Annotated in this window: 24 protein-coding genes; 17 read left to right on the plus strand and 7 right to left on the minus strand. The window is 56.7% G+C overall.

Features of this window, described 5'->3' with window-relative positions; translation table 11 throughout:
• Positions 1-52: 52 nt before the first annotated feature.
• The 3 genes from ABLO27_RS23890 (at position 53) to ABLO27_RS23900 (ending at position 1,148) form a co-directional block, all read left to right on the plus strand.
• Complete coding sequence (locus ABLO27_RS23890) at positions 53-256, plus strand: hypothetical protein (RefSeq protein WP_353036422.1); 204 nt, start codon at positions 53-55, stop codon at positions 254-256.
• Positions 257-639: 383 nt separating this feature from the next.
• Positions 640-900, plus strand: a complete 261-nt coding sequence (locus tag ABLO27_RS23895; protein ID WP_353036423.1) for a hypothetical protein — start codon at positions 640-642, stop codon at positions 898-900.
• 35 nt (positions 901-935) lie between these two features.
• A complete protein-coding gene (locus ABLO27_RS23900) occupies positions 936-1,148 on the plus strand; it encodes a hypothetical protein (protein ID WP_353036424.1) in 213 nt (70 codons plus the stop codon).
• Positions 1,149-1,302: 154 nt separating this feature from the next.
• Here ABLO27_RS23900 and tlpA read toward each other — a convergent pair whose 3' ends face one another.
• Positions 1,303-1,965, minus strand: coding sequence for a thiol:disulfide interchange protein TlpA (gene tlpA / locus ABLO27_RS23905; protein WP_353036426.1), 663 nt, complete (start codon positions 1,963-1,965; stop codon positions 1,303-1,305).
• Between the two features lie 41 nt (positions 1,966-2,006).
• Between tlpA and argH the strand changes: the two genes are divergently transcribed.
• From argH to ABLO27_RS23925, 4 genes are all read left to right on the plus strand, one after another.
• Positions 2,007-3,392: an argininosuccinate lyase gene (gene argH, locus ABLO27_RS23910; protein WP_353036427.1), complete on the plus strand. Its 1,386-nt coding sequence runs from the start codon at positions 2,007-2,009 to the stop codon at positions 3,390-3,392.
• Between the two features lie 215 nt (positions 3,393-3,607).
• Entirely contained in the window at positions 3,608-3,823 is a 216-nt protein-coding gene (gene lptM / locus ABLO27_RS23915; RefSeq protein ID WP_417714839.1) for an LPS translocon maturation chaperone LptM, read from the plus strand.
• Positions 3,824-3,878: 55 nt separating this feature from the next.
• On the plus strand, positions 3,879-5,153 hold the full coding sequence (lysA, locus tag ABLO27_RS23920; RefSeq protein WP_353036429.1) for a diaminopimelate decarboxylase: 1,275 nt from the start codon (positions 3,879-3,881) through the stop codon (positions 5,151-5,153).
• Positions 5,154-5,290: 137 nt separating this feature from the next.
• On the plus strand, positions 5,291-7,867 hold the full coding sequence (locus tag ABLO27_RS23925) for a TIGR02302 family protein (protein ID WP_353036431.1): 2,577 nt from the start codon (positions 5,291-5,293) through the stop codon (positions 7,865-7,867).
• A gap of 74 nt (positions 7,868-7,941) precedes the next feature.
• Here ABLO27_RS23925 and ABLO27_RS23930 read toward each other — a convergent pair whose 3' ends face one another.
• Genes ABLO27_RS23930 through ABLO27_RS23940 form a run of 3 tightly spaced genes read right to left on the minus strand, consistent with a single transcriptional unit; the run spans position 7,942 to position 9,874 of the window.
• Positions 7,942-8,337, minus strand: a complete 396-nt coding sequence (locus tag ABLO27_RS23930) for a response regulator (RefSeq protein ID WP_353036432.1) — start codon at positions 8,335-8,337, stop codon at positions 7,942-7,944.
• A 2-nt stretch (positions 8,338-8,339) separates the two neighbouring features.
• Positions 8,340-8,903, minus strand: coding sequence for a hypoxanthine phosphoribosyltransferase (hpt, locus tag ABLO27_RS23935; RefSeq protein WP_352950321.1), 564 nt, complete (start codon positions 8,901-8,903; stop codon positions 8,340-8,342).
• 2 nt (positions 8,904-8,905) lie between these two features.
• Entirely contained in the window at positions 8,906-9,874 is a 969-nt protein-coding gene (locus ABLO27_RS23940; RefSeq protein WP_353036434.1) for a zinc-ribbon domain-containing protein, read from the minus strand.
• 210 nt (positions 9,875-10,084) lie between these two features.
• Between ABLO27_RS23940 and ftsE the strand changes: the two genes are divergently transcribed.
• The 6 genes from ftsE to ABLO27_RS23970 all read left to right on the plus strand — a co-directional run bounded on the left by ftsE (position 10,085) and on the right by ABLO27_RS23970 (position 15,362).
• A complete protein-coding gene (gene ftsE / locus ABLO27_RS23945) occupies positions 10,085-10,744 on the plus strand; it encodes a cell division ATP-binding protein FtsE (protein ID WP_353036436.1) in 660 nt (219 codons plus the stop codon).
• Between the two features lie 8 nt (positions 10,745-10,752).
• Positions 10,753-11,793, plus strand: coding sequence for a cell division protein FtsX (locus ABLO27_RS23950; RefSeq protein WP_353036438.1), 1,041 nt, complete (start codon positions 10,753-10,755; stop codon positions 11,791-11,793).
• A 217-nt stretch (positions 11,794-12,010) separates the two neighbouring features.
• A complete protein-coding gene (locus ABLO27_RS23955; protein ID WP_353036440.1) occupies positions 12,011-12,739 on the plus strand; it encodes a YdcF family protein in 729 nt (242 codons plus the stop codon).
• 69 nt (positions 12,740-12,808) lie between these two features.
• A complete protein-coding gene (locus ABLO27_RS23960; RefSeq protein ID WP_353036442.1) occupies positions 12,809-13,585 on the plus strand; it encodes a lysophospholipid acyltransferase family protein in 777 nt (258 codons plus the stop codon).
• Positions 13,586-13,924: 339 nt separating this feature from the next.
• Complete coding sequence (locus ABLO27_RS23965) at positions 13,925-14,275, plus strand: hypothetical protein (protein WP_353036444.1); 351 nt, start codon at positions 13,925-13,927, stop codon at positions 14,273-14,275.
• 265 nt (positions 14,276-14,540) lie between these two features.
• A complete protein-coding gene (locus tag ABLO27_RS23970; RefSeq protein WP_353036446.1) occupies positions 14,541-15,362 on the plus strand; it encodes an MBL fold metallo-hydrolase in 822 nt (273 codons plus the stop codon).
• A 6-nt stretch (positions 15,363-15,368) separates the two neighbouring features.
• On the opposite strand, the gene ABLO27_RS23975 is transcribed toward ABLO27_RS23970, so the two are convergent.
• A complete protein-coding gene (locus ABLO27_RS23975; RefSeq protein ID WP_353036448.1) occupies positions 15,369-15,899 on the minus strand; it encodes a gamma-glutamylcyclotransferase in 531 nt (176 codons plus the stop codon).
• A gap of 102 nt (positions 15,900-16,001) precedes the next feature.
• On the opposite strand from ABLO27_RS23975, the gene ABLO27_RS23980 reads away from it, so the two are divergent.
• Positions 16,002-17,051: a DUF2125 domain-containing protein gene (locus tag ABLO27_RS23980; RefSeq protein ID WP_353036450.1), complete on the plus strand. Its 1,050-nt coding sequence runs from the start codon at positions 16,002-16,004 to the stop codon at positions 17,049-17,051.
• A 30-nt stretch (positions 17,052-17,081) separates the two neighbouring features.
• On the opposite strand, the gene ABLO27_RS23985 is transcribed toward ABLO27_RS23980, so the two are convergent.
• Entirely contained in the window at positions 17,082-17,543 is a 462-nt protein-coding gene (locus tag ABLO27_RS23985; protein WP_353036452.1) for a GNAT family N-acetyltransferase, read from the minus strand.
• 165 nt (positions 17,544-17,708) lie between these two features.
• Here ABLO27_RS23985 and ABLO27_RS23990 point away from each other — a divergent pair, with 165 nt between their 5' ends.
• The 3 genes from ABLO27_RS23990 to ABLO27_RS24000 all read left to right on the plus strand — a co-directional run bounded on the left by ABLO27_RS23990 (position 17,709) and on the right by ABLO27_RS24000 (position 19,794).
• Positions 17,709-18,605 (plus strand): DMT family transporter, encoded by an 897-nt coding sequence (locus tag ABLO27_RS23990; protein ID WP_353036454.1) that lies wholly within the window; start codon positions 17,709-17,711, stop codon positions 18,603-18,605.
• Between the two features lie 84 nt (positions 18,606-18,689).
• Positions 18,690-19,574 carry an HpcH/HpaI aldolase/citrate lyase family protein gene (locus ABLO27_RS23995; protein WP_353036456.1) on the plus strand — a complete coding sequence of 295 codons (885 nt, stop codon included), beginning with the start codon at positions 18,690-18,692 and terminating at the stop codon, positions 19,572-19,574.
• Positions 19,575-19,590: 16 nt separating this feature from the next.
• Positions 19,591-19,794 (plus strand): DUF1737 domain-containing protein, encoded by a 204-nt coding sequence (locus ABLO27_RS24000; protein ID WP_352950344.1) that lies wholly within the window; start codon positions 19,591-19,593, stop codon positions 19,792-19,794.
• Between the two features lie 81 nt (positions 19,795-19,875).
• Here ABLO27_RS24000 and bktB read toward each other — a convergent pair whose 3' ends face one another.
• On the minus strand, positions 19,876-21,057 hold the full coding sequence (bktB, locus tag ABLO27_RS24005; protein WP_353036458.1) for a beta-ketothiolase BktB: 1,182 nt from the start codon (positions 21,055-21,057) through the stop codon (positions 19,876-19,878).
• Between the last annotated feature and the right edge of the window lie 233 nt (positions 21,058-21,290).

Genomic DNA, 21,290 nt, shown 5'->3' on the forward strand with positions numbered 1-21,290 from the left:
CGCTTGCTTAAGGGGCAGGGGAGTAGGGTCCTCCTGTAATCAGGAGACTGCAATGGATAGCGTTGGAATTGCCAGCACGTATGCTGCGACCACCCAGGCACAAACCAGCCAGGCGCTTCAGTCCGAAATGATGAAGATGGCGGCGCAGCAGGATGCCAATCTTGTGGCGCTGCTTCAGGAAGGTGCGGAAAACCTTCAAACCGCTCAAGCCGCACCTCCTCCAGGCCTTGGAACGCAGGTTGACGTAACCGCCTGATTAGCAAGCTCTCCAAAGGCTCCCTTGTTCTGATTTGCGCAGTTGTTGACGGCAAAGCCGGCACAAGGACAGCTGAGAATGCGGTCTTTCTTCCGTTCTGATTGTTAAATTGGACCCGGTTCTCTCTCCTGGTCACGGAACAGCTTTGCGATGCTGGTTCATTCCTTAGGGGAAGATGGGGCCGTTTCTTGTCGCATGGAGAGAAAATTACTCGATAAATATCAGCAATTTGTCTGGTTAACATTTGAATTTTAAGCAAACTTGATGATTTCAAAAAGTAATTCTCAAATCAAAAAATGAAGTAACTTCCATTGTTTACCCATTCAGCGAAAGCATGAGGTAAAAATTAGCTTCAATGTCGTATCCAAAGATTGGAACAGACGATGTCTGAAGCAGTAGGAAGTGGAACCTCTCAGGTTTTTCAGCCTTCGCTGAGCATATCGAGAACGGAAAAAGTCGCCGAACAGGCTGAAGCCATCAGGGCTCGCCAGTCCGAAGCTGTTGCCGAGACTGTCCAGCGGCAGGCCAAATTCAGCGCAAACCGCGCGGAGAACCTGGTCCGCCAGGCCGAAACGCTCGAGAACCGGGCCGAATCCGGCAATTCACAGAACGGTATCGGCGATCAGGTCGACATATCCGTTTAGCGACCAGTTTTGTCCGCGCCAAAGGAGTAGAGATTATGGCGAGTGTTTCCGGCAGTGCGCCGTCTTCAGCAGCAGTTGATGCCGCGAAGGTGCGCAATGAACTTGCAGCCAATGCCATCAAGGATCAGAACGATCAGGAGCGTCAGGTCGCAGAACGCCTGAACGAAGCACAGGCCAATCAGGAACAACAGCGCCGCGAAGCACGCAAGATCCCGGGTCTTGGGGAAGCAGTCGACATAACTGTCTGATCAAATTCCCATTTGAATATTGCAAAGCTGGGCTGATTTTCGTCGGCCTTGACGACCTGGAATAAATCCCGGAACTGTTATGGCGGCCCGGGACCTGCGCTGCCTGATCGTTTTGATCGGAAATTGATCTAACGCATGCCTGCCTGGAGCTATCTCAGGCTCCGTCTTTACCCATTGCACTTTGAATAAGTGCCTTTGCCTGACCGGAAGCCCATTCGGCAGGGCCATACATGGTGCCGATTTCGCAACCCTCCGGGTCGACCAGGATTGTGGTGGGCAATCCGGTTGCCCGCGCAACCTTTCTCAGGTCTTTCAGCAGTCCATTTGAGCTGTCCTGATAGTATGTCAGGTGACTTACACCGATTTCGTCAAGGAATGCCTTTGGCTTTTCCGGTCCACCGCGGTCCAGATTGACAGCAACCACCTCGAAATTCTGACTTCCCAGGTCGGCCTGGAGTTGATCCAGGGCCGGCATTTCTTCACGGCACGGCGCGCACCAGGTTGCCCAGAGGTTCAACAGGACGGTTTTGTCCTTGAAGTCAGCGAGTGTGAGCGGGTTGTCGTCCGGCCCCTTGAACGTGAGCGCCTTGAGGTCGAGAGGCTGGCTTGCCGGCAGAAAAGCAGCCACGTCACCCTTGGCAAAAGGCTTGGCCTGCTTGGCAGCTGAGAGTGCAGCCGAACAGCTTTGCGCTTCGGCAATATTGCCATTGGGACCAACGATCACGTATAGAGCCGCTACAGCGGCTACTGCACCTGCTAATCCCGCGGCAAAAATGCCGCGATTGGAACGTTTAGCGGGTTCATTTGGCTTCGTCATTCGTTCACACCTCGCAAGGGGCGCCTTTTAAAGGACAGGACATGAGCAATCGCATGTGGGGAGGCCGGTTCGCTGAAGGACCGGACGCCATCATGGAGGAGATCAACGCCTCCATCGACTACGACCGTAAGCTATATAAACAGGACATCGACGGCTCGAAAGCCCATGTGCGCATGCTCGCGGAAAAAGACATTGTGACGCGGGACGATGCCGACAAGATCGTTCAAGGTCTAGACACAATCCTGTCAGAAATCGAAAGCGGCGAGTTCAAGTTTTCAAGGGCACTTGAAGATATTCATATGAATATCGAAGCCCGCCTTGCCGAACTGATCGGCCCGGCGGCAGGACGTCTGCACACGGCGCGTTCCAGAAACGACCAGGTGGCGACAGACTTCCGCCTCTGGGTACGCGATACGCTGGACACGCTGGATGAGCAGCTGAGCGAACTGATGCAGGTGCTGGCGGAAAAGGCAGAGGCTCATGCGGCGGACGTCATGCCGGGTTTTACCCATTTGCAATCCGCGCAACCGGTGACTTTCGGCCATCATCTTCTGGCCTATGTCGAAATGTTCGCTCGCGACCGTGGCCGTGTCCGCGACGCGCGCAAGCGTATGAATGAGTGCCCGCTCGGCGCAGCGGCGCTGGCAGGAACGTCGTTCCCGATCGACCGGAAAATGACAGCCGAAGCGCTTGGCTTCGACAGGCCGAGCGCCAATTCGCTCGACGCGGTGTCGGACCGCGATTTCGTCATTGAAGCGTTGTCCGCGGCATCCCTTGCAGCCATGCACCTGTCCCGTCTGGCAGAAGAAATCGTTGTCTGGTGTTCCGCGCAATTCGGGTTCGTGAAGCTGTCGGACAAGTTTTCGACCGGTTCCTCGATCATGCCGCAGAAGAAAAACCCGGATGCCGCCGAACTGGTTCGCGCCAAGACCGGTCGCATCTACGGCTCTCTGCAGGCTTTGCTGGTGATGATGAAAGGGTTGCCCCTCGCCTACTCGAAGGACATGCAGGAGGACAAGGAACAGGCTTTTGACGGCCTGGCCAGTGTATCTCTTGCCCTTGCGGCGATGACCGGCATGGTCCGTGATCTCGAACCGGTCACCAAGGCGTTGAAAAAAGCGGCCGGGTCCGGTTACTCGACCGCGACCGATTTGGCCGACTGGCTTGTGCGTGTTCTGGGCATGCCGTTCCGCGACGCGCACCACGTCACGGGCCGCATCGTCGGCATCGCCGTGGAGAAGGGCATCGAACTTCACAAGGTCTCCCTGGAAGAGATGCAGGCGGTGGATCCCAAGATCACCGAGGAAGTATTCTCGGTCCTGTCGGTGGACAAATCCGTCCGCAGCCGCACCAGCTATGGCGGAACCTCTCCGGTCAATGTGCGCAAGCAGGCGCGACGCTGGCTGAAAGAGCTTTCGAAAGCCTGACGAGGGCAGCAGTCGGCTCGAATTCGAGCCGACAATCTTCGCATGACGGGTGCAACTGACCTTGCCGAATGCCGCCTGTCATGCGAGGAGAAGAATCAACGAACGAATTTGCCGTATGCTGCGCACCAGGAACGGTGCGAAGCTGCTTCGGTATCCAGGAACGATCGATATTCCTGATTCATGTGAAACAGGAATATCATTCCGGAAGGGCCTATATGGTGATGATGACCCGCTTTAAAACTCTAGCGCTGATCAGTCTCTGCCTGGGTCTGGTTTTGGCCGGATGCGGTCGAAAGGGCAGCCTGGACGATCCGGGGGCTCCGACGCCGTCTGCCGACGCCGGCAATGACCCTGCGGTGGTTGCCGCGAGCGAGCCGCTGGAACAGCCGGAGAGCGACAAGTCGTTCTTCCTGGACTTCCTGATCAAGTAACACTACCGGCGCATTGCGAATAACGTGCTGCGCATCAGCTGCATGAGAGTGTCCCGTGCATCATTTTGATTACAAGAATGGCGAACTGTTTGCTGAGGACGTTGCGATCGAGGAGATCGCGCGCGAAGTCGGCACGCCGTTTTACTGTTATTCCACGGCGACGCTTACGAGGCACTATCAGGTGTTCTCGTCCGCCTTCGATGATATCCCCTCGCTGGTCTGTTATGCCATGAAGGCAAATTCCAACCAGGCAGTGCTCGCAACGCTGGCACAACTTGGTGCAGGCATGGATGTTGTCTCCGAAGGTGAATTGCGCCGTGCCCGGGCCGCCGGTGTGCCAGCGAACAAGATCGTCTTTTCCGGTGTCGGCAAGACCGAGGCGGAACAGGCCTACGGCCTTGAAGAAGACATTCTGTGCTTCAACATCGAGTCCGAACCGGAGCTGCACCAGCTTTCGCGCGTGGCGAGCGAAATGGGCAAGACCGCCCGTGTGTCCATGCGGATCAATCCGGATGTCGATGCCAAGACCCACGCGAAGATTGCCACCGGCAAGGCGGAAAACAAGTTCGGCATTCCCTGGCAGCGTGCAAGGGAAGTCTATTCTGTTGCTGCAAAGCTGCCCGGCATTCAGGTTACCGGCATCGACATGCATATCGGTTCGCAGATTACCGAGCTGGAGCCGTTCGACAATGCATTTGCACGTCTTGGCGAGCTGATCACAGATCTGCGCGGCGAAGGTCACAAGATCGATCACGTCGATCTCGGCGGCGGTCTGGGTATTCCCTATGTCACCGACAATGATCCGCCCCCGCATCCGGATGCTTATGCGGAAGTGGTGAAAAAACATGTGCGTCAGCTGGACTGCAAGGTCATGTTCGAGCCGGGACGCCTGATTGCAGGAAACGCCGGCATTCTGGTGACCAAGGTCATCTACGTCAAAGACGGAGCAGACAAGACATTCGTGATTGTCGACGGCGCCATGAACGACCTGATCCGGCCGACGCTCTATGAAGCTCATCATGAAGTGCGCCCGGTGAAGGAAGAAGACCGGGATGCGGAGCGAATCAAGGCCGATGTCGTCGGTCCGGTGTGCGAAACGGGGGATTTTCTGGCGCAGGACCGGGATATGCCGAGGGTCGAGGCCGGTGACATGCTGGCGGTTTATTCGGCAGGGGCTTATGGCGCAGTTCAGTCGAACACCTACAACTCCCGTTTGCTCATTCCGGAAGTCCTCGTAAACGCTGACCAATTTGCGATCATCCGTCCGCGTACAACTTTTGAGGACCTCATTGGTCTCGACCGGATTCCGGACTGGCTCAAGGGTTCGTGACATCACCTGTCGACAAATAGTTGTTCCAACAGGTTGCCCGAACGCCTCCGATGCCTCACCTTATTAGGTGGAGGGCAGATCTTCTGGCTGTTGCTCATCCTTGAGCGGCGGCTGCGGGATATGAACCGGAGGTGCCTTTGAGCGCAGATGACAGCAAACAGGATCCCGGCCGGCGTGTAACCCCAGAGCCTTTTGGTTGGCGGGCGTTCATCAGGAACCGCCTGGACAGGCTTGTGCGCCAAAGCAGATGGGCTCTGTTCGTCGAACGCCTCTGGCGGGCGCTGTTACCGGTTCTTGTTGTTATCGGAATGTTTGTCGGACTTTCCTGGTTAGGGTTGTGGCTTGTTCTGCCTCCCTGGGCGGGACCCATCGGAGTGGTCGGGTTTGCCGCTGCCGCGATCTGGGCAGCCCGGGACCTGCTCCGACTTTCCTGGCCGTCACGGGAAGATGCGCTTGGCCGCGTTGAAAAGGCATCCGGGTTCGATCACCGCCCGCTGTCCACACTTGAAGATGATCTGTCGGTTGGTGCGGAAGATCCGCAGAGCCGGGCAATCTGGGAGTTGCATCAGCGCCGGACGGCCGAGGCGGTCGCCGAGATCCGCTCAAAAGCGCCGGATCCTCAAGCCTACCGTCGCGACCCCTGGGCGCTCAGGGTTCTTGCGGCAAGCCTGCTGCTTGTCGGGTTTTCAACCGCCAGCGGCGATTATGGTGGCCGGTTGACTTCTGCCTTTCAGAATCCGTTCAAGACAGTGGAACCTCCCAGCCGCCTCGATGCCTGGGTCACTCCGCCGCTCTATACCAGCGAGCCGCCGATCTACCTGACGGGTGAAAGTGCGCAATTGCGTGATCCTGGCGCACCGATTTCGGTTCCGGAAGGATCTATCCTGGTTGTCCGAACACAAGGCGCCCGCGATCTGGCCATGACCTTTGCGAGTGCGGGAGGCGAAGAGCCGCAAGTCGTCCAACCTGAAGCAGGCAAGGAAGACCAGGATTCTGATCTGGAACAGCTTCTTCCGGTCGAGCGTCGCCTCAAGCTGGATACGACTGGCATCGTTGAGCTTCTGAAGGGTGAAGAACGGTTGATGAGCTTCGTCTTTGCGGTGCGTCCGGATGATGCTCCGGAGATCAGGCTGGTGGACGATCCCGAACCGCAACTCAGCGGCGCGCTGAAGTTTTCCTATCTCGTCAATGACGATTATGGCGTGATTGCCGCCGAAGGCCGGATTACGCCGCTTCCAGATCCCGAGCACAAGGATCGTGTGCCAAGGCCGCTTGTCGACGCACCGCAGTTTCCGCTGTCGCTGCCGCCGCGGGCAGGAACCGCCAAAACCGCGGAAACAATTCGCGATCTGACATCGCATCCCTGGGCGGGGTCGGAAGTCGATCTGACGCTCATGGCGCGCGACCAGGCCGGGCAGGAAGGTGTCTCCCCCGCCTACAGGATCACGCTGCCGCAACGGCGGTTCAGCAAGCCTCTCGCCCGTGCCGTCGTTGAGCAGCGGCGCAATCTTGCCCTTGATGCGCAAAACCATGCGCAAGTGATCACGGCAATGGACGCGCTGATGCTGGCGCCGGAACTCTTCAGCTTCAAACCCCGCAACTATCTCGGGATGCGCTTTGCCTACGGTCTTCTCGTCAAGGCGCAGACAGATGATGACTTAAAGGCGATGTTGCCTCTGTTGTGGGATCTGGCTCTCTCGATCGAGGACGGCGACCTGTCCGCTGCCGAAAGGAAGCTGCGTGATGCCCAGGAAGCTCTGCGCAAGGCTCTTGAAGAAGGCGCGAGCGATGAAGAGATTGCCAAGCTGACGCAGCAGCTGCGAGATGCACTGAACGAATATATGCAGGCATTGGCCGAGCAGATGCGCCAGAACCCGCAAGCGATGCAGCCATTCGATGGCAATCAGCAGACGCTGAGCCAGCAGGATCTGAGCGAAATGCTGGACCGGATTGAAGAGCTGGCACGAACGGGCTCACGCGATGCGGCGCGCGAACTGCTGGCGCAGATGCAGCAGATGCTGGAAAACCTGCAGGCCGGACGGCCGCAGATGATGCCCAACGGCATGAACAACGAAATGATGGAGATGCTCAATCAGCTGGGCGAAATGATCCAGCGCCAGCAACAGCTGATGGATGAGACGCATCGTTTCAACCAGGACCAGCAACAGCAACGTCGCGGCCAACGCCAGCAGGGACAGCAGCAGCAACAAGGACAGCAACTGACCCAGGAACAGCTGGAGCAGATGCTGGAACAGCTGCAGCAGGGCCAGGGCGATCTGGCGCAACAGCTGCAGCAGCTCATGGACCAACTGGGTCAGAACGGCATGGGCGAAAATGAAGCCCTCGGAGAGGCTGGAGAATCCATGGGGCAGGCTCAGCAGTCTCTAGGCGAAGGCCAGGGTGAACAGGCTCTTGGCCAGCAGGGCAACGCTCTGGATGCGCTCAGAAGGGGCGCACAGGGGCTGACGGAGCAGATGATGGGTCAAGGGCAGGGAGCGGGCTCGCCAAGCGGTCCTGCCCCGATGGATGAGGATCCTCTTGGCCGTCCGCGCCGGACAGAAGGTCCGGATTTCAACAACCGGGTCCAAATCCCGGATGAAATCGACGTTCAGCGGGCACGCCGTATTCTTGAAGAGCTGCGCCGCCGGTTCTCGGACCCGTCACGGCCCAAATTGGAACTCGACTATCTCGAGCGTCTGCTCAAGCGGTACTGAGCGCAGAATGTGACACAAAAAACCCCGCCGGTGGCGGGGTCATATTATTCCGTCTTTCCACAGCTTTTATGCTTTCAAGCGTAGCGACGGGTCTCCTGCGGCAGTTCACCGGCGATCGCCTCCCGGACTGCCCTGCGGATATCGGCGAGAGAAAACGGCTTGGTGATGATATCATGCACCAGCGCATCCAGGCCGTTTGCGCGCTCCCGCTGATCGGCAAAACCGGTCATCAGCAGTATCGGCAGGTCCGGATAATCGCGGGCCGAATGCAGCGCCAGAGCAATACCATCCATCACCGGCATCTTGATGTCAGACAATAGAAGGTCGTAGCTGCCCTCTTCACGGGTCAGCGTTTCAACGGCTTCGCCGCCGTCTTCCGCCACTTCCACTGAATGCCCGTCAAGCTCCAGGGCGCGCTTTACGAAGCTGCGAACAGCTTCATCATCTTCGGTGAGAAGAATGCGAGCCATGCTCACTCTCCTGTATTGCCGTCTGCCGCAGTCTCTTCAGACGGAACGACGTATCCAATAAAGGGCAACTGCCGCCAAGCGTGGCCCATATCCATACCATATCCGACGACAAACTTATCAGGACAGGCAAATCCCACATAATCGGCAGATATGGCAGCTTTGCGGCGCTCCGGTTTATCCAGCAACGCCGCGACCTTGACCGAACGGGCTCCCCGTTTTTTCAATCGCTCGCGTGCGAAGTTGAGCGTGCGGCCGGATTCAAGGATATCATCCACCAAAATTATATCGCGGTCGTTAACGTCACTTTCGACATCACGCAAAATGCGGATATTTTCCGATCCTTCCGTTCCCGCGCCGTAAGAAGAAAGGTGGATGAACTCCATTTCCGGTTCCAGGCCGACCCTGTGCATGGCGCGGACGAGGTCCGCTGCGAAGATGAAGCTGCCTTTGAGAACGGCAACCACGAGCAGTTTCTGCGGTTTTCCCTCTGCAATTTCTTCAGCAAGCGCAAAAACCCGCTGCGCAATGGCGTCTTCGTCGAACAGAGTGTGGATATTGGCGGTCATGGTCACTCGAGAACTATCTGGCGTTTTCCGCGGTCGACAAAACGAACCTGGATGTCGGATGCGGTTTCAGGTGGATCGGCTAAGATCGTTCTAAACCGGGTTTCGTCAAGCCCGTTTAACGATTTTGTCCGGGGCTCTACAGTCCAGGCGTAAATTTCCTGCAAATCCGAGTTGCGAATTGACAGGCGAACGCCCGGAACGGTGTTGTTTTCGTTCAATAGATTGCGGATGGATCCTTCCACGACGAGAACCCGCTTGCCGTCCTCGATTTCCGTGAACGTTCGCAAATTGCGGAATTCCAGGCCGCGCAGGTTCACATCAAGGCCGATCATCTGGAAAAGGCTCGCAAGATCGGGGGATTGCTTGACGATGTTGTCGCGCATCAGAACGAAGAAGACGCACGCCGCAAGGGCAATGCCAAACAGGGCTATGCCGCCAATCCGCCGGTAATTTCGCCGGAACATCCAGTTGAGAATTGCGCCGATGTGATTGCGCCGGAACTTGTTCGGATTGACGATAATCTTCGGTCGCTTGGCGTGGGATTCAATGTCCTCGCTCGGGATCCCGTCATCGTCATCGTCTTCTTCGGCGAGATCGGCCGCGTATTTTTCTTCATCGACACTTGCACGAGACGTTGCCGGAGGCGGTGTGAAATCCGCAATGTCTTCTTCTTCGCCTGCCGGTTCGGGCTCATCTTCGCCGGCGTCATCGCCAGAGATACCGGTGTCTTCAGCCGTATCGGCTTCCCAGTCGGCTTCGTCTTTCTCGGCTGAGTTTTCGTCTTGTGCGGGTGCCTTGGAAGTTTCAGCGGGCGCGGGCTTGAAATCGACCGTGCCTTCTTCTTCCTCGTCGTTCGGCGAGACGTGCCAGCGATTGCCGCACTTGGCGCATTTGACGCTTCTCCCCTTAGGGCCGAGCGCCTCCGCCTTGATCTCATAGGACGTACTGCAGTCCGGACATTTGATCTTCATGTGCGAAGACCTTTCGCCATGGCATGCTCTGAAGGTTTTCCTACATAACCCGTGAGACGGAAGTCCGGCAGGAATTTTTGGACAAAAGCCAGCAGATCCGGTGCCATGCCTATCTCTTCATATAGATCCATTCCCCAATGGACATTTATATGATTAATGCACCGTTAACGGGCTGGCTATAGCGTCTGTCCATCAACAGGAGTCAAATTTGTGATCCGCTTCGAAAATGTCGGATTGAGATACGGTATGGGGCCGGAGATCCTTCAGGATCTGACGTTCCAGATCGAGCCTCAATCCTTCCAGTTTCTGACCGGGCCTTCGGGAGCCGGCAAGACCAGCCTGATCAGACTCCTGTTCATGTCGCTGCGACCGACCCGCGGACTGATCAAGGTGTTCAATCGCGACCTGAGCGTGATCGACAAGCAGGAGCTGCCGAAACTGCGCCGCAAGATCGGCGTGGTCTTTCAGGATTTTCGCCTGCTGGATCATTTGACGACTTACGAAAACGTTGCCTTGCCCCTGAGAGTGATCGGCAAGGAGGAGTCCGAGTACAGGTCCGACGTTATCGATCTTTTGAAGTGGGTTGGACTGGGAGACAGGATGCATGTGCTGCCACCGGTCCTGTCGGGTGGTGAGAAGCAGCGTGCGGCCATTGCAAGGGCGCTGATCACGAGGCCGGAAGTCCTGTTGGCGGATGAGCCGACGGGGAACGTCGACCCCCCTCTCGCCCGTCGGCTGTTGCGTCTTTTTATTGAATTGAACAAACTCGGCACTTCCGTTGTCATTGCAACTCACGATATTGCTTTGCTGGAACAAGTGGACGCCCGGCGCATGGTTTTGGCCGACGGTCGTCTTTCGATTTTTGACTAGGCAGCAGAATGGCTCAATCGGAAGAACGAAATGAAAAACGGGAGTCTGCTGCCAAGGTCAAGCCGCCGAAACGCATGGAGCGGCTGAAGCGTCCCAGGCGCAAGCAGGCTGACGAAGCAAAGAGCCAGCAGCAAAATGATGAAGCCAAGCTTCGTCCGGCGGCCGCAATTGTTCCGCCTCAGTCCGTCGCCGGACGTGCCCTGACCCTTGTGGTTGCAATCATGAGCTTTCTGGCATGCCTGACCGTTGGTGCGGTGTCGGTGGTCTGGGATGCCGCCGACGCATGGCAGAACGATCTGGTCCGTGAAATCACGATTCAGATCCGACCGACCGAAGGGGTTGATATGCTGCGGGAGATCGACAAGGCGGTCGCTCTGGCTCAGGAGTTCTCGGGAATTGAATCGGTGCGCGCCCTGTCGGATGCCGAAACCAAGGATCTGCTGGAACCCTGGCTTGGAGACGGATTGCAGCTGGACGGATTGCCGGTGCCACGTCTCATTCAGATCACAGTCAGCGACCCGGCGCTTCTGAACCTGGCGCAGCTGAGGAACCAGGTCTCGCAACAGGTGACCGGGGCCAGTGTCGATGACCATTCCATCTGGACCTCTCGCCTGTCCGCAATGGCGGGGGCAGTGGTCGTCGGCGGATTTGCGATCATGGTCCTAGTTCTGGGCTCAATGGTGCTCAGTGTGGTCTTTGCCACCCAGTCAGCGATGGCGGGCAACAAGGACGTGGTCTCGGTGCTGCACTTTGTCGGCGCGGAAGATGCTTTTATCGCACGCGAATTCCAGCGGCATTTTCTGGTGCTCGGTTTAAAAGGTGGGGTTTCCGGCGGAATCGCGGCAATCATCTGTTTCATCGTGGTGGATATGCTTACCCGACAAGGCGCAGGGCAAGCAGGATCGGACCAGATGTCGGCCCTGTTCGGCACCGTTTCCGTCAGCCTGCCGGGGTATTTCGGTGTGTTCGGCGTTGTCTTTCTGGTCGCCATCCTGACTGCCCTCACTTCGGGTCTTGCGGTCAAGGCGCATCTTGCAAGGGTGGATTGAGGCGCGAAACAAAGTCGACTGAATACTCCAAGTTCTGCCAAGCGTCTGGTCTGCCTGGTGCCATGTTGGCCGGCCCGGGTTGCTTGCCTCAAGGAAAAAAGACTTGGAGTTTTTCTTGTCGTCACGAAACAACCTTGGTTTTGTCAATGTAATCGGCTAATTTGTCGCGACAGTCGGCTGCCGTGAAATCGGCCGAATCACTTATCATAGTCGCCGCATGACAAACGCAGACACAGTCCTAGATCCAACCCTGGAAGACGGCGTTCCAATTGTTTCGGAACGGCGTTTGTCTGCGTTGCCGGAAAAGCCTGCGTATAAAGCTGCATCTTCCCAAGCCGGTGGCCGCCGGAAAAGACGGTTCGGATTGCGCATTGCCTTTGTTGCGGTCATAGCAGCACTGCTGGCTGGTGCGATCGGTCAGTTCCTCTATTTCGCCCACCAGATTGCAACGGCAAAGGTTCCTGTCACCGCAAATGCAGACGCGATCGTCGTTCTGACCGGAGGGCAGGCCAGGGTCAACGAGGCGGTTCGTTTGCTGGAAGAAGGCAAGGCCAGCCGTTTGCTCATTTCCGGTGTTCATCCCGGCACAACGCGCGAACAGCTTGCAGCGGTTACGTCCTCCAGCATGCCGCTGGAAAGAGGCAGCGTCGATCTGGATCGCGTCGCGCTCAATACCGCGGGAAATGCAGTGGAAACTGCCAGCTGGGTGAAGAAGAACGGGTTCGATTCTCTGCTGGTGGTCACAAGCGCCTATCATTTGCCGCGAGCCAGGGTTGAGCTATCCGACGCGTTGCCGAATGTGAACCTGATTGCCTATCCTGTCTTCTCCAAGGGCATGAATCTGGACAGCTGGTACAGGGAACCTGCAACGTTCCGGCTTCTCATGCGCGAATATGTGAAGTATATCGTCGCCCGACTACGTATTGCCGTGAAAGGTGTGGGTTGACTCCGGTCAGATCATAGCTGAACGGTTGGGACGGACCGGCTGCAAGGCCTTTCACATTTTGCAGGTATCATGCTTCTTCTGCGTTCTACACTGTTTCAAATTCTGTTCTATTCCGTCACCTTCGTTGAGATGATCCTGTTTTCACCGGTCATGCTGCTTCCGCGCAGTTGGGGTTGGTGGATCGTTCCGGTCTGGTCGAAGACCCTTTTGCTGCTGATGCGGGTGACCGTAGGGCTGAAGATAGAAGTACGGGGCAAGGAAAATCTGCCCAAGGGTGGCTACATCGCAGCCATGAAGCATCAGTCGGCCTGGGAAACAGTGACGCTGATCCCCCTCTTCACCAGCCCGACCTTCATTTTGAAACGGGAATTGCGCTGGATCCCGATCTTTGGCTGGTATACGGCCAAGTACAAGCAGATCCCGATTAATCGCGGCAAACGTTCAGAAGCCCTGGCAGCAATGATGGAAGCCGCCAAGGAGGCGATTGCCGAAAAACGGCAGATCCTGATCTTCCCGGAAGGCACGCGTCGTCCTGCCGGTGCGGAGCCGAAATACAAATACGGGATCGCGCATCTCTACAAGGACCTGAAATGCCCGGTCGTGCCGATTGCTCACAATGCCGGTCTTTATTGGCCTCGGTCCTCATGGATCGTCTATCCGGGAACTGTTGTCGTTGAGATCCTGCCTCCGATCGAGCCGGGCCTGCCGGCGGATGAATTCCACAAGAAGATGGTCACCGCGATCGAAACGGCGAGCGATCGACTGATCGAGGAAGCGCGCAACGCGCCTCGACCGTCACCGGTTCTGCAGAAGATAGATGCCGTTAAAGAGGCGCGGACGGCTTAACCGCTGCATTGGTGTTTCTTTGAAAATTCTACTGGCCCGTACGGGTGAACCTGGCACCCCTGGTAAAGGTGTGCCTTGCTGGCTGCCTGGTTTCATAGAACTGTTTGGATAATTTCTAATATTAACAATGATAACTCAAGTTAAACTGAATAACACGCACGCGTGAATTCTAGTTTATCAAGGTAAACACGTGATCACGTATCAGTTATAACTGTTTTTTTCAAAAAAATCGAACCTACTTTGGGTGTGCAGCGTTCAAAGGACGTAAGCAAGATGCGAAAACGATACTGTCGAAGGCGCATCTATTGAAAGTTAAACAGACTAATACGGAGCTTAATCATGCGTACGAACAAGAAATTTGTATCTTCTCTGCTTGCCGCCGCTTTCATTTCTACTGCTGCTGCAGGTAGCGCATTGGCTTTCGACGGTGGTGAAGTTTATGGCGATGCGACAGGTGACCAGCCGCTGACCATCCGCCAGATGCAGATTGCCAATGAAAAAGCACTTCGCGACGCTCGCAACAACCGTCTGCTGATCCTGGATGTTCAAGGCAGCTACAATGGTGAAGAACGTCTGACCGCCGACCAGCAGGCTGCATTCAATGTTGCTTCCGCCAAAGGCTCCAAGCCGATCCTGCCTTTCATTGGCGACTGGAACGGAACTGCCAAAGCCGGTTTCCCGCACAAGTAATCGTACAACTCTCGCTTTCGGGAGTTCTGAACAAGAAAGGGCCGCGCAAAAGCGCGGCCTTTCTTCTTTTGTGCCCGCTGATGAATTTGTGGCGGCCAGAAACACGCGACCACAGCGTTGAGGGCCGCTTTCGGTTCCAATCAAGACCTGCTCCAGCCGAACCGTGGGCATTGACACAGCTTGGCCAGACGCTGCCAATAGGATGACAAATGTCTTCCTTGGCATTGTTGAGGGAGATGTCCAACCTGGCCAAGGGCAATATCAATTGACGAAAATCACGATTTTGGGATGCGGCGCCACTTATGGTGTTCCGGTTGCCGGCGGTGCCTGGGGGCTGTGTGACCCGTCCAATCCAAAAAACGCACGAATGCGGCCATCGGTTCTGGTGACGCAGGATGACCGATCCCTGCTGATCGATATCGGGCCGGATTTTCGGCTGCAGACTTCCCGGGCGAATGCAGTTCCCGATACGATTTTCATAACTCACGGCCATTGGGACCATATCGCGGGAATAGGCGAGCTTCCGTACTACTTGGAGGAGGTCCTTAGGCGTGATTTGAATATCTACGCCGACGAAAAATGCATGTCTTTCATTCGAGGCATGTTTCCCTATTTGTTTTTCGGCGAACAAACACAAGGATATACCAGCGTCGTCGGTTTCGGGGAAAGCAATCAATACAGGATTTTCTGGCATCGAATTCGCGCTTACGAAGCGTTCGAGGCCAACGGCATCGGGATAATGCCATTCGCTCAGCATCACGGCGGATCGGACAGCCTGGGAGTGAGGATAGGCGACTTTGTCTATAGCTCAGACGCGAAGTCATTTCCTGCACAGAGCCGGCCTTGCCTGACAAATATCGATACCTGGATCCTGGATTGTGACTATTGGGAGCGGTCGGAGTCGCATGGCGATCCCGAAACCGTGCTGGAGCATGTCGATCAATTCAAGCCAAAACGGGTTCTTCTCACTCACATGGATGAGAAGATTGACTATTCAGTTCTGACATCCTGGTTTGCAGATCGCGGATACGCTCATGTCACCCCCGCTTACGACGGGTTGGAATTTGATCTGACCGGCACAAGCTAAGAAACTTCAGGTCTCGTCGTGTTCGCGCAATCGCTGTGCCAGCCAGGCAAGCCCGGTGTCGGGAATGCCCATTTCTTCCAGATGTGCCGCAGTGTTGATGACATATTCCGGATTGGCGCCGGATTTTCCAACAGCGCCATTGACGATACCCAGCTGCTCTTCCAGCGGCAGGGCGCCGGCATATTGCGGATGGCCGTGGTCGACCATGTAAACCAGCGCTTCGACCTTTTCGCCGTTGCCGAGTTCGATATTGTGCCAGTGTTCCTTGTAGACCATCGTGGTTTGCTCGCGCGCACGCAGATATTCGAGCGTCTGCGGCCAGATATCTTCTGAAACCTGATAGGCAATTCCCCGGCAGGCACCGCCATTGTCCAGACCGAAGACGAGGCCGGGTCTTTCCTGTGTGCCGCGATGTACCCAGGAGTAGACGCAAAGCGCCCGATGGGCCCCGCGCAACAGGGCCTGTTCCGACCGCAAGTGATCAAATCCCGGGTTCCACATCAAAGAACCGTAGCCAAATACCCAAAAATCGCTCATATCGACCTGTCTTCTCTTTTGCAGGTGCGGAAATAACAATCTCCGCCTGTCGATTCAATGCCGCCGCACACGCCGCGACTTCAACAGTGAGTAATGAGAGCAGTGTCCACAACCGTGAACAAACCGACCAAATCCTCCAAGCGCCGCTACATTCTGCTGCTGAGCGTGATCGTCCTGGTGATTGCAGGCTGGTCCGCCGCGTGGTTCTACGGTCGCTCGGTTCTGGCCGATCAGCTCGACCTGCAGATGGACAATCTTGCACAAAACGGGCTTGAGCTGACCTGTGCGGATCTGACGATTGCCGGTTATCCCTTCCGCTACGAGGTCTCTTGTCAGGAGATGCAGTCACTCGACAGGGCCGGCACGAGCAGCTCCTTGCAGGCCTTGAGGGCCGTCGCCCTGATCTATAATCCCTGGCATGTGATCCTGGAAGCCAAGGCGCCAATCCTGATGGAAGCGCCGCTTGCCGGTTTTGCTGGCGAAATGGCTTGGGAAACCGCCCGAGCGAGTGTGAAATTCAGTCAGGACGCGCTTGGAGATCTCGATGCGGTGATCCGGAAACCGGAAATCGCGTTCGAAAACGTTGTGGCGAACGGTCAGATTTCGTCAGAAAAGGTGGAATTTCACCTGAGAAAAGCGCCGGAACAGACAGACGCGCTGGACATGTTTGTCACGATCGATGAGCTGAACCTGCAATCGGTGTCAAACCTGCAAGAGATGATCGATATGCGCGGTCATCTTCAAATCAGCGGTGGCACTGCGATGCTGGCAGGTGCAGACCTGGTCACGCTGGTTCGGATCAACAACGGAGAACTTCCGGTCAAGTTGGTACTGTTCGAGACGGTCATTGGAGAAAGCCGCATCGGTGCCGATGGTGATTTGCTGGTTAATGGTGATGGCACACTCTCCGGCACATTGAGCCTGTCACTGGGCAATGCAGAGCAGCTTCTTCAAGCTCTAAAGCCGCTGTTTCCGCCACAAAACAACGCCTTCGGGCTTGTCGAAGGTGTCATAAAAAGCCTGAAGCCTGCCGAAGCGCAGGTCGATGACATACCTACAATCAGCCTGCCTGTGGCGATCGAGCGCGGTGTGGTGCGCGTCGGCTTTTTGCCACTGGGACAGATCCCGCCGCTGTTTGCGGCCGGGACCTAGACCCTTGGTATCATTGGGCGTTTGAAAGGATCAATCGCCGGCAACGCGGTCGATCGGAATGAGATAGCTCTTGCGGTGGTCCGGTTCGGCGATTTTCTCATAAAGGGCAACGGCAGGCGTGTTCTTGCCCGGAACGATCCAGCGCAGATGCAGCCAGCCACGGCTTTTTCCCTCTGCAACGAGGGTTTCGATGATCTTGCGGCCGACGCCCTGATTGCGGTGATCGGGATGAACGTAAATGTCATCCATCTGGCCGATGCGAAGGCCGGTGATCAGTTCAGGCAGGTCGAAATAGACCGCAAAGCCGATCAGTTTGTCGTCCGTGAATGCGCCTAGTACCTCAGCGGTTTTGTCACCGAGAATGCGTTCTGCGTAAAATTCGTCGGGGCGGCGGGGCGCTCCGCGTTTCAGCGCTTGTGCGTTTTCGGCAATAAGCGGTGCAAGCTTGTGGGCATCTTCTGGTCCGAGGACCTTGATTTCCGTAGTCGTCATGTATTCCCCGACAATGGCAGGACAAAGAAGTGGTGCCCAACATGTCCTGAAACCGGAGTTGGGATCAAGGACCTGAATCAAATTCTGCGAAAGCCTTCCGATGTTTTTCGTTTCGTGCAATGAGCATGTGTCGTCCGCTTGGACGCTTTCAGGCAGTGAGGTGAGATGGAAGGCCCGGGAAGAGTAAAGGCAACGGTCATCGGACTGAGTGCGGTGCTCATGTGGGCAACACTCGGCGTGTTTGGTGCAGGCTCCGGGCAGGTTCCGCCCTTTCTATTGAACGCGCTTTGCTTCGGAATATCCGGTGCGCTTGCACTGCTCTGGCTGGCGGTTTCCGGGAAACTTGCGTTGCTGCGCCAACCCATAGGCGTGTGGGCTTTCGGAACGCTGGGTCTGTTCGGCTTTCATTTTTTCTATTTCACGGCCATTCGCAATGCCCCGCCGGTTGAAGCCAATCTGATCAACTACACCTGGCCATTGCTGATCGTGCTGTTTTCCGCGTTTTTGCCCGGCGAAAAACTGCGAGTGCATCACATTCTCGGAACCATCCTCGGTCTTGCGGGAGCTGCCCTGTTGATCACTGGTGGTGACGGAATTCAGTTTTCCGGCGGTTCGGCATTGGGATATGGCGCTGCCATCGCGTCATCGCTGTTCTGGTCCAGCTATTCGGTTCTTTCGCGCCGCCTTGGATCGGTTCCAACGGAAGCCGTTGCGGGGTTCTGCCTCATGACGGCGCTGCTGTCGGCCTTGTGTCATGTGGCGCTGGAGGAAACGGTCTGGCCCGCAGCGCCCCTGGAATGGGCATCGGTCCTGGCTCTGGCGCTGTTTCCGGTCGGCTTGGCTTTCTTCACCTGGGATATCGGTGTCAAACGCGGCGACATTCAGGTTTTGGGAGCTGCCGCCTATTCGGCACCATTGCTCTCGACCCTGTTGCTTATCGCATTCGGTTTCGGAGCCTTGACCCTTTCGGTCGGCATTGCCTGTCTCGCCATTACCCTGGGGGCAGTGATTGCGGCAAAAGACATGGTTTTCGGCCAGCGGGTGCAAAAGGCTTCTTCGTGATCTTCCCCCTTCGGTGAATTTCGCTTGGCCGTTCGATCCGCTAGGTTAACCCGAAACCCGTTCGAATTTCCGTAGGATCCGCTGATGACCGTACCGCTAAGACCTCGCCGCTCCGCCCTTTATATGCCGGGTTCCAACGCCCGGGCGTTGGAAAAAGCAAAGACACTGGATGTGGATTGTCTGCTTCTGGATCTGGAAGACGCGGTTGCCCCCGATGCCAAGAAATTGGCGCGGACGCAGATCAATGATGCCGTGTCGGCCGGCGGTTATGGCGAGCGGGAAGTTGTCATCCGGATCAACGGTTTAGATACTCCGTGGGGAGATGACGACCTGAAAATGGCAGTCAAGGCCGGCCCGGACGCCATTCTTGTTCCCAAGGTCAATGCACCTGCTGATCTTCAGCGCGTTGCGCATATGTTGTCTTTGCATGGTGCTTCACACGACCTGAAAATCTGGGCGATGATGGAAACCCCCGAAGCCATGCTGAATGCCGCCGCCATCGGCGCCTGCGGCAAGGATCCGGAAGTTCGGCTCTCGTGTTTCGTTATGGGGACGAACGATCTTGCCAAGGAAACGAGAGCGCGGCTGATGCCGGGCCGGGCCGCGATGATGCCCTGGTTGATGACATGCGTCGCGGCTGCAAGGGCCGGAGGCATCGACATTCTCGACGGCGTCTATAACGCCTTTCAGGATGAAGAAGGTTTTGCCGCTGAATGCGCGCAGGGTGCTGAAATGGGCATGGACGGCAAGACGCTGATCCATCCAAAGCAGATTGCTTCCTGTCACGCGGCATTCAGCCCGACAGAAGAGGAAGTCGCCTGGGCTCGCAAGATCAACGAGATCTTCGATCTGCCGGAAAATGCCGACAAGGGAGCAATCCAGGTGGACGGCAAGATGGTGGAGCGGTTACATGCGGAAATGGGCAAGCGGGTGATCGCCATCGCCGACGCCATCGCGGCCCGCGCATGACAGGACGGACATATAAATGAAGCTTTATCGGTTCATCACCGGCGTAGACGACAGCGAATTCTGCCATCGGGTCACGCAGGCCCTGAACAAGGGCTGGGAACTCTCCGGTTCTCCCTCCCTGACTTATGACGCCACACGTGGTGCCACAATCTGCGGCCAGGCGGTCACCAAGGAAGTCGACGGCGAATATTCCCGCGATATCAAACTTGGCGATTACTGAGCCGGTCGGCTTGCAGTTAAAGAGAGCGGCGGGATATCCGCCGCTCTCTTTGTTTCAAATGGTCAGCCGTAATCGAAGGCTCTAGTTGAAGGCCTCGACAATGACGGCAATTCCCTGGCCTCCGCCGATGCACATGGTTGCTGCCCCGAGGCTCTCCTGTCGCCGGCGCAGTTCATAGACCAGCTTTGTCAGGATGATAGCGCCCGTTGCACCGATCGGATGTCCAAGGGCGACCGCTCCGCCATTCGGGTTTACTTTTTCCGATGGCAGGCCGAGCAGGTCGTTGACTGCGCAGGCTTGTGCGGCAAAGGCTTCGTTGGATTCAACCACGCCAAGATCGTTCGCTGTGATTTCAGCGCGTTTCATGGCGATCTGCATCGCAGGAACGGGCCCGATGCCCATGACCGCCGGATCGACGCCTGCAACACCGTAGGATCTGATGCGCGCAAGTGGTTTGACCCCGAGCGCTTCGGCCTTGTCCGACGTCATGAGGATGAGTGCGGCAGCGCCATCGTTGAGGCCGGAAGCATTGCCGGCAGTTACCATGCCGTCTTTCTTGAAAACGGGACGCAGTCTTGCCATGTCCTCGATCTGGGCGTCATGGCGAACATGCTCGTCCGTTTCGAATTCCGTTTCCTTGCCACGGCGCCCAACGGTTATCGGAACTATCTGGTCCTTGAACCTGCCTTCCTGGATCGCCTCACTGGCACGGCGATGGCTTTCAAGAGCGAAAGCGTCCTGCCTTTCCCGCGTGACACCGTATTTGTCAGCGACGTTTTCCGCAGTGATGCCCATGTGGCCGATACCGAAAGGATCATGCAAGGCGCCGGTCATCATATCGATCAACTTGCCGTCGCCCATTCGCTGGCCCCAGCGCGCACTGGGAAGGATGTAGGCGGCCCGGCTCATGCTTTCTGCGCCACCTGCCAGGGCGACCTCGCCGTCCCCCAGGGTGATGGCTTGCACAGCGGAAACAACTGCCTGAAGACCGCTTCCGCACAGCCGGTTCATTGTCAGGGCCGGAGCGTGATCCGGAACACCGGCCTGACGCGAAGCAACCCGGGCGATGTACATGTCTCGTGGTTCGGTGTGGATCACATTCCCGAAAAAGGCCTGGTCGACTTCCTGCGCCGCTATTCCGGCGCGCTCGATGGCTGCCTGTGCGACTGTGGTGGCAAGGTCAATTGGCGCGCTGTCCTTAAGAGCGCCGCCAAAGTCGCCGATAGCGGTTCGCGCAGCGCTGGCAATAACAATGTCTTTCATCTGCCTGATCCTGTTGCAACTTGAGATTCCGGGTCAGCCATTACTAGCGTTTTTCGATGGGTGGCCGCCAGTCAGCAAAATGGTGGTCCCATTTGACGATCAGGTGCGCGCAAAAGGAATGATCCGTGTCGCGTCTTCGGCAAGCCAGGGCCGAATCGATCGCCGCGCCCCCGGTTGCAGCGTTCCAGGTGCGTCCTGCCCGGGGAAAGGAGTAATGTCCTTCAGCAGAAAGC

Origin of the sequence: Roseibium sp. SCP15 (assembly GCF_040329435.1) — a bacterium.
Taxonomy (GTDB): Bacteria; Pseudomonadota; Alphaproteobacteria; order Rhizobiales; family Stappiaceae; genus Roseibium.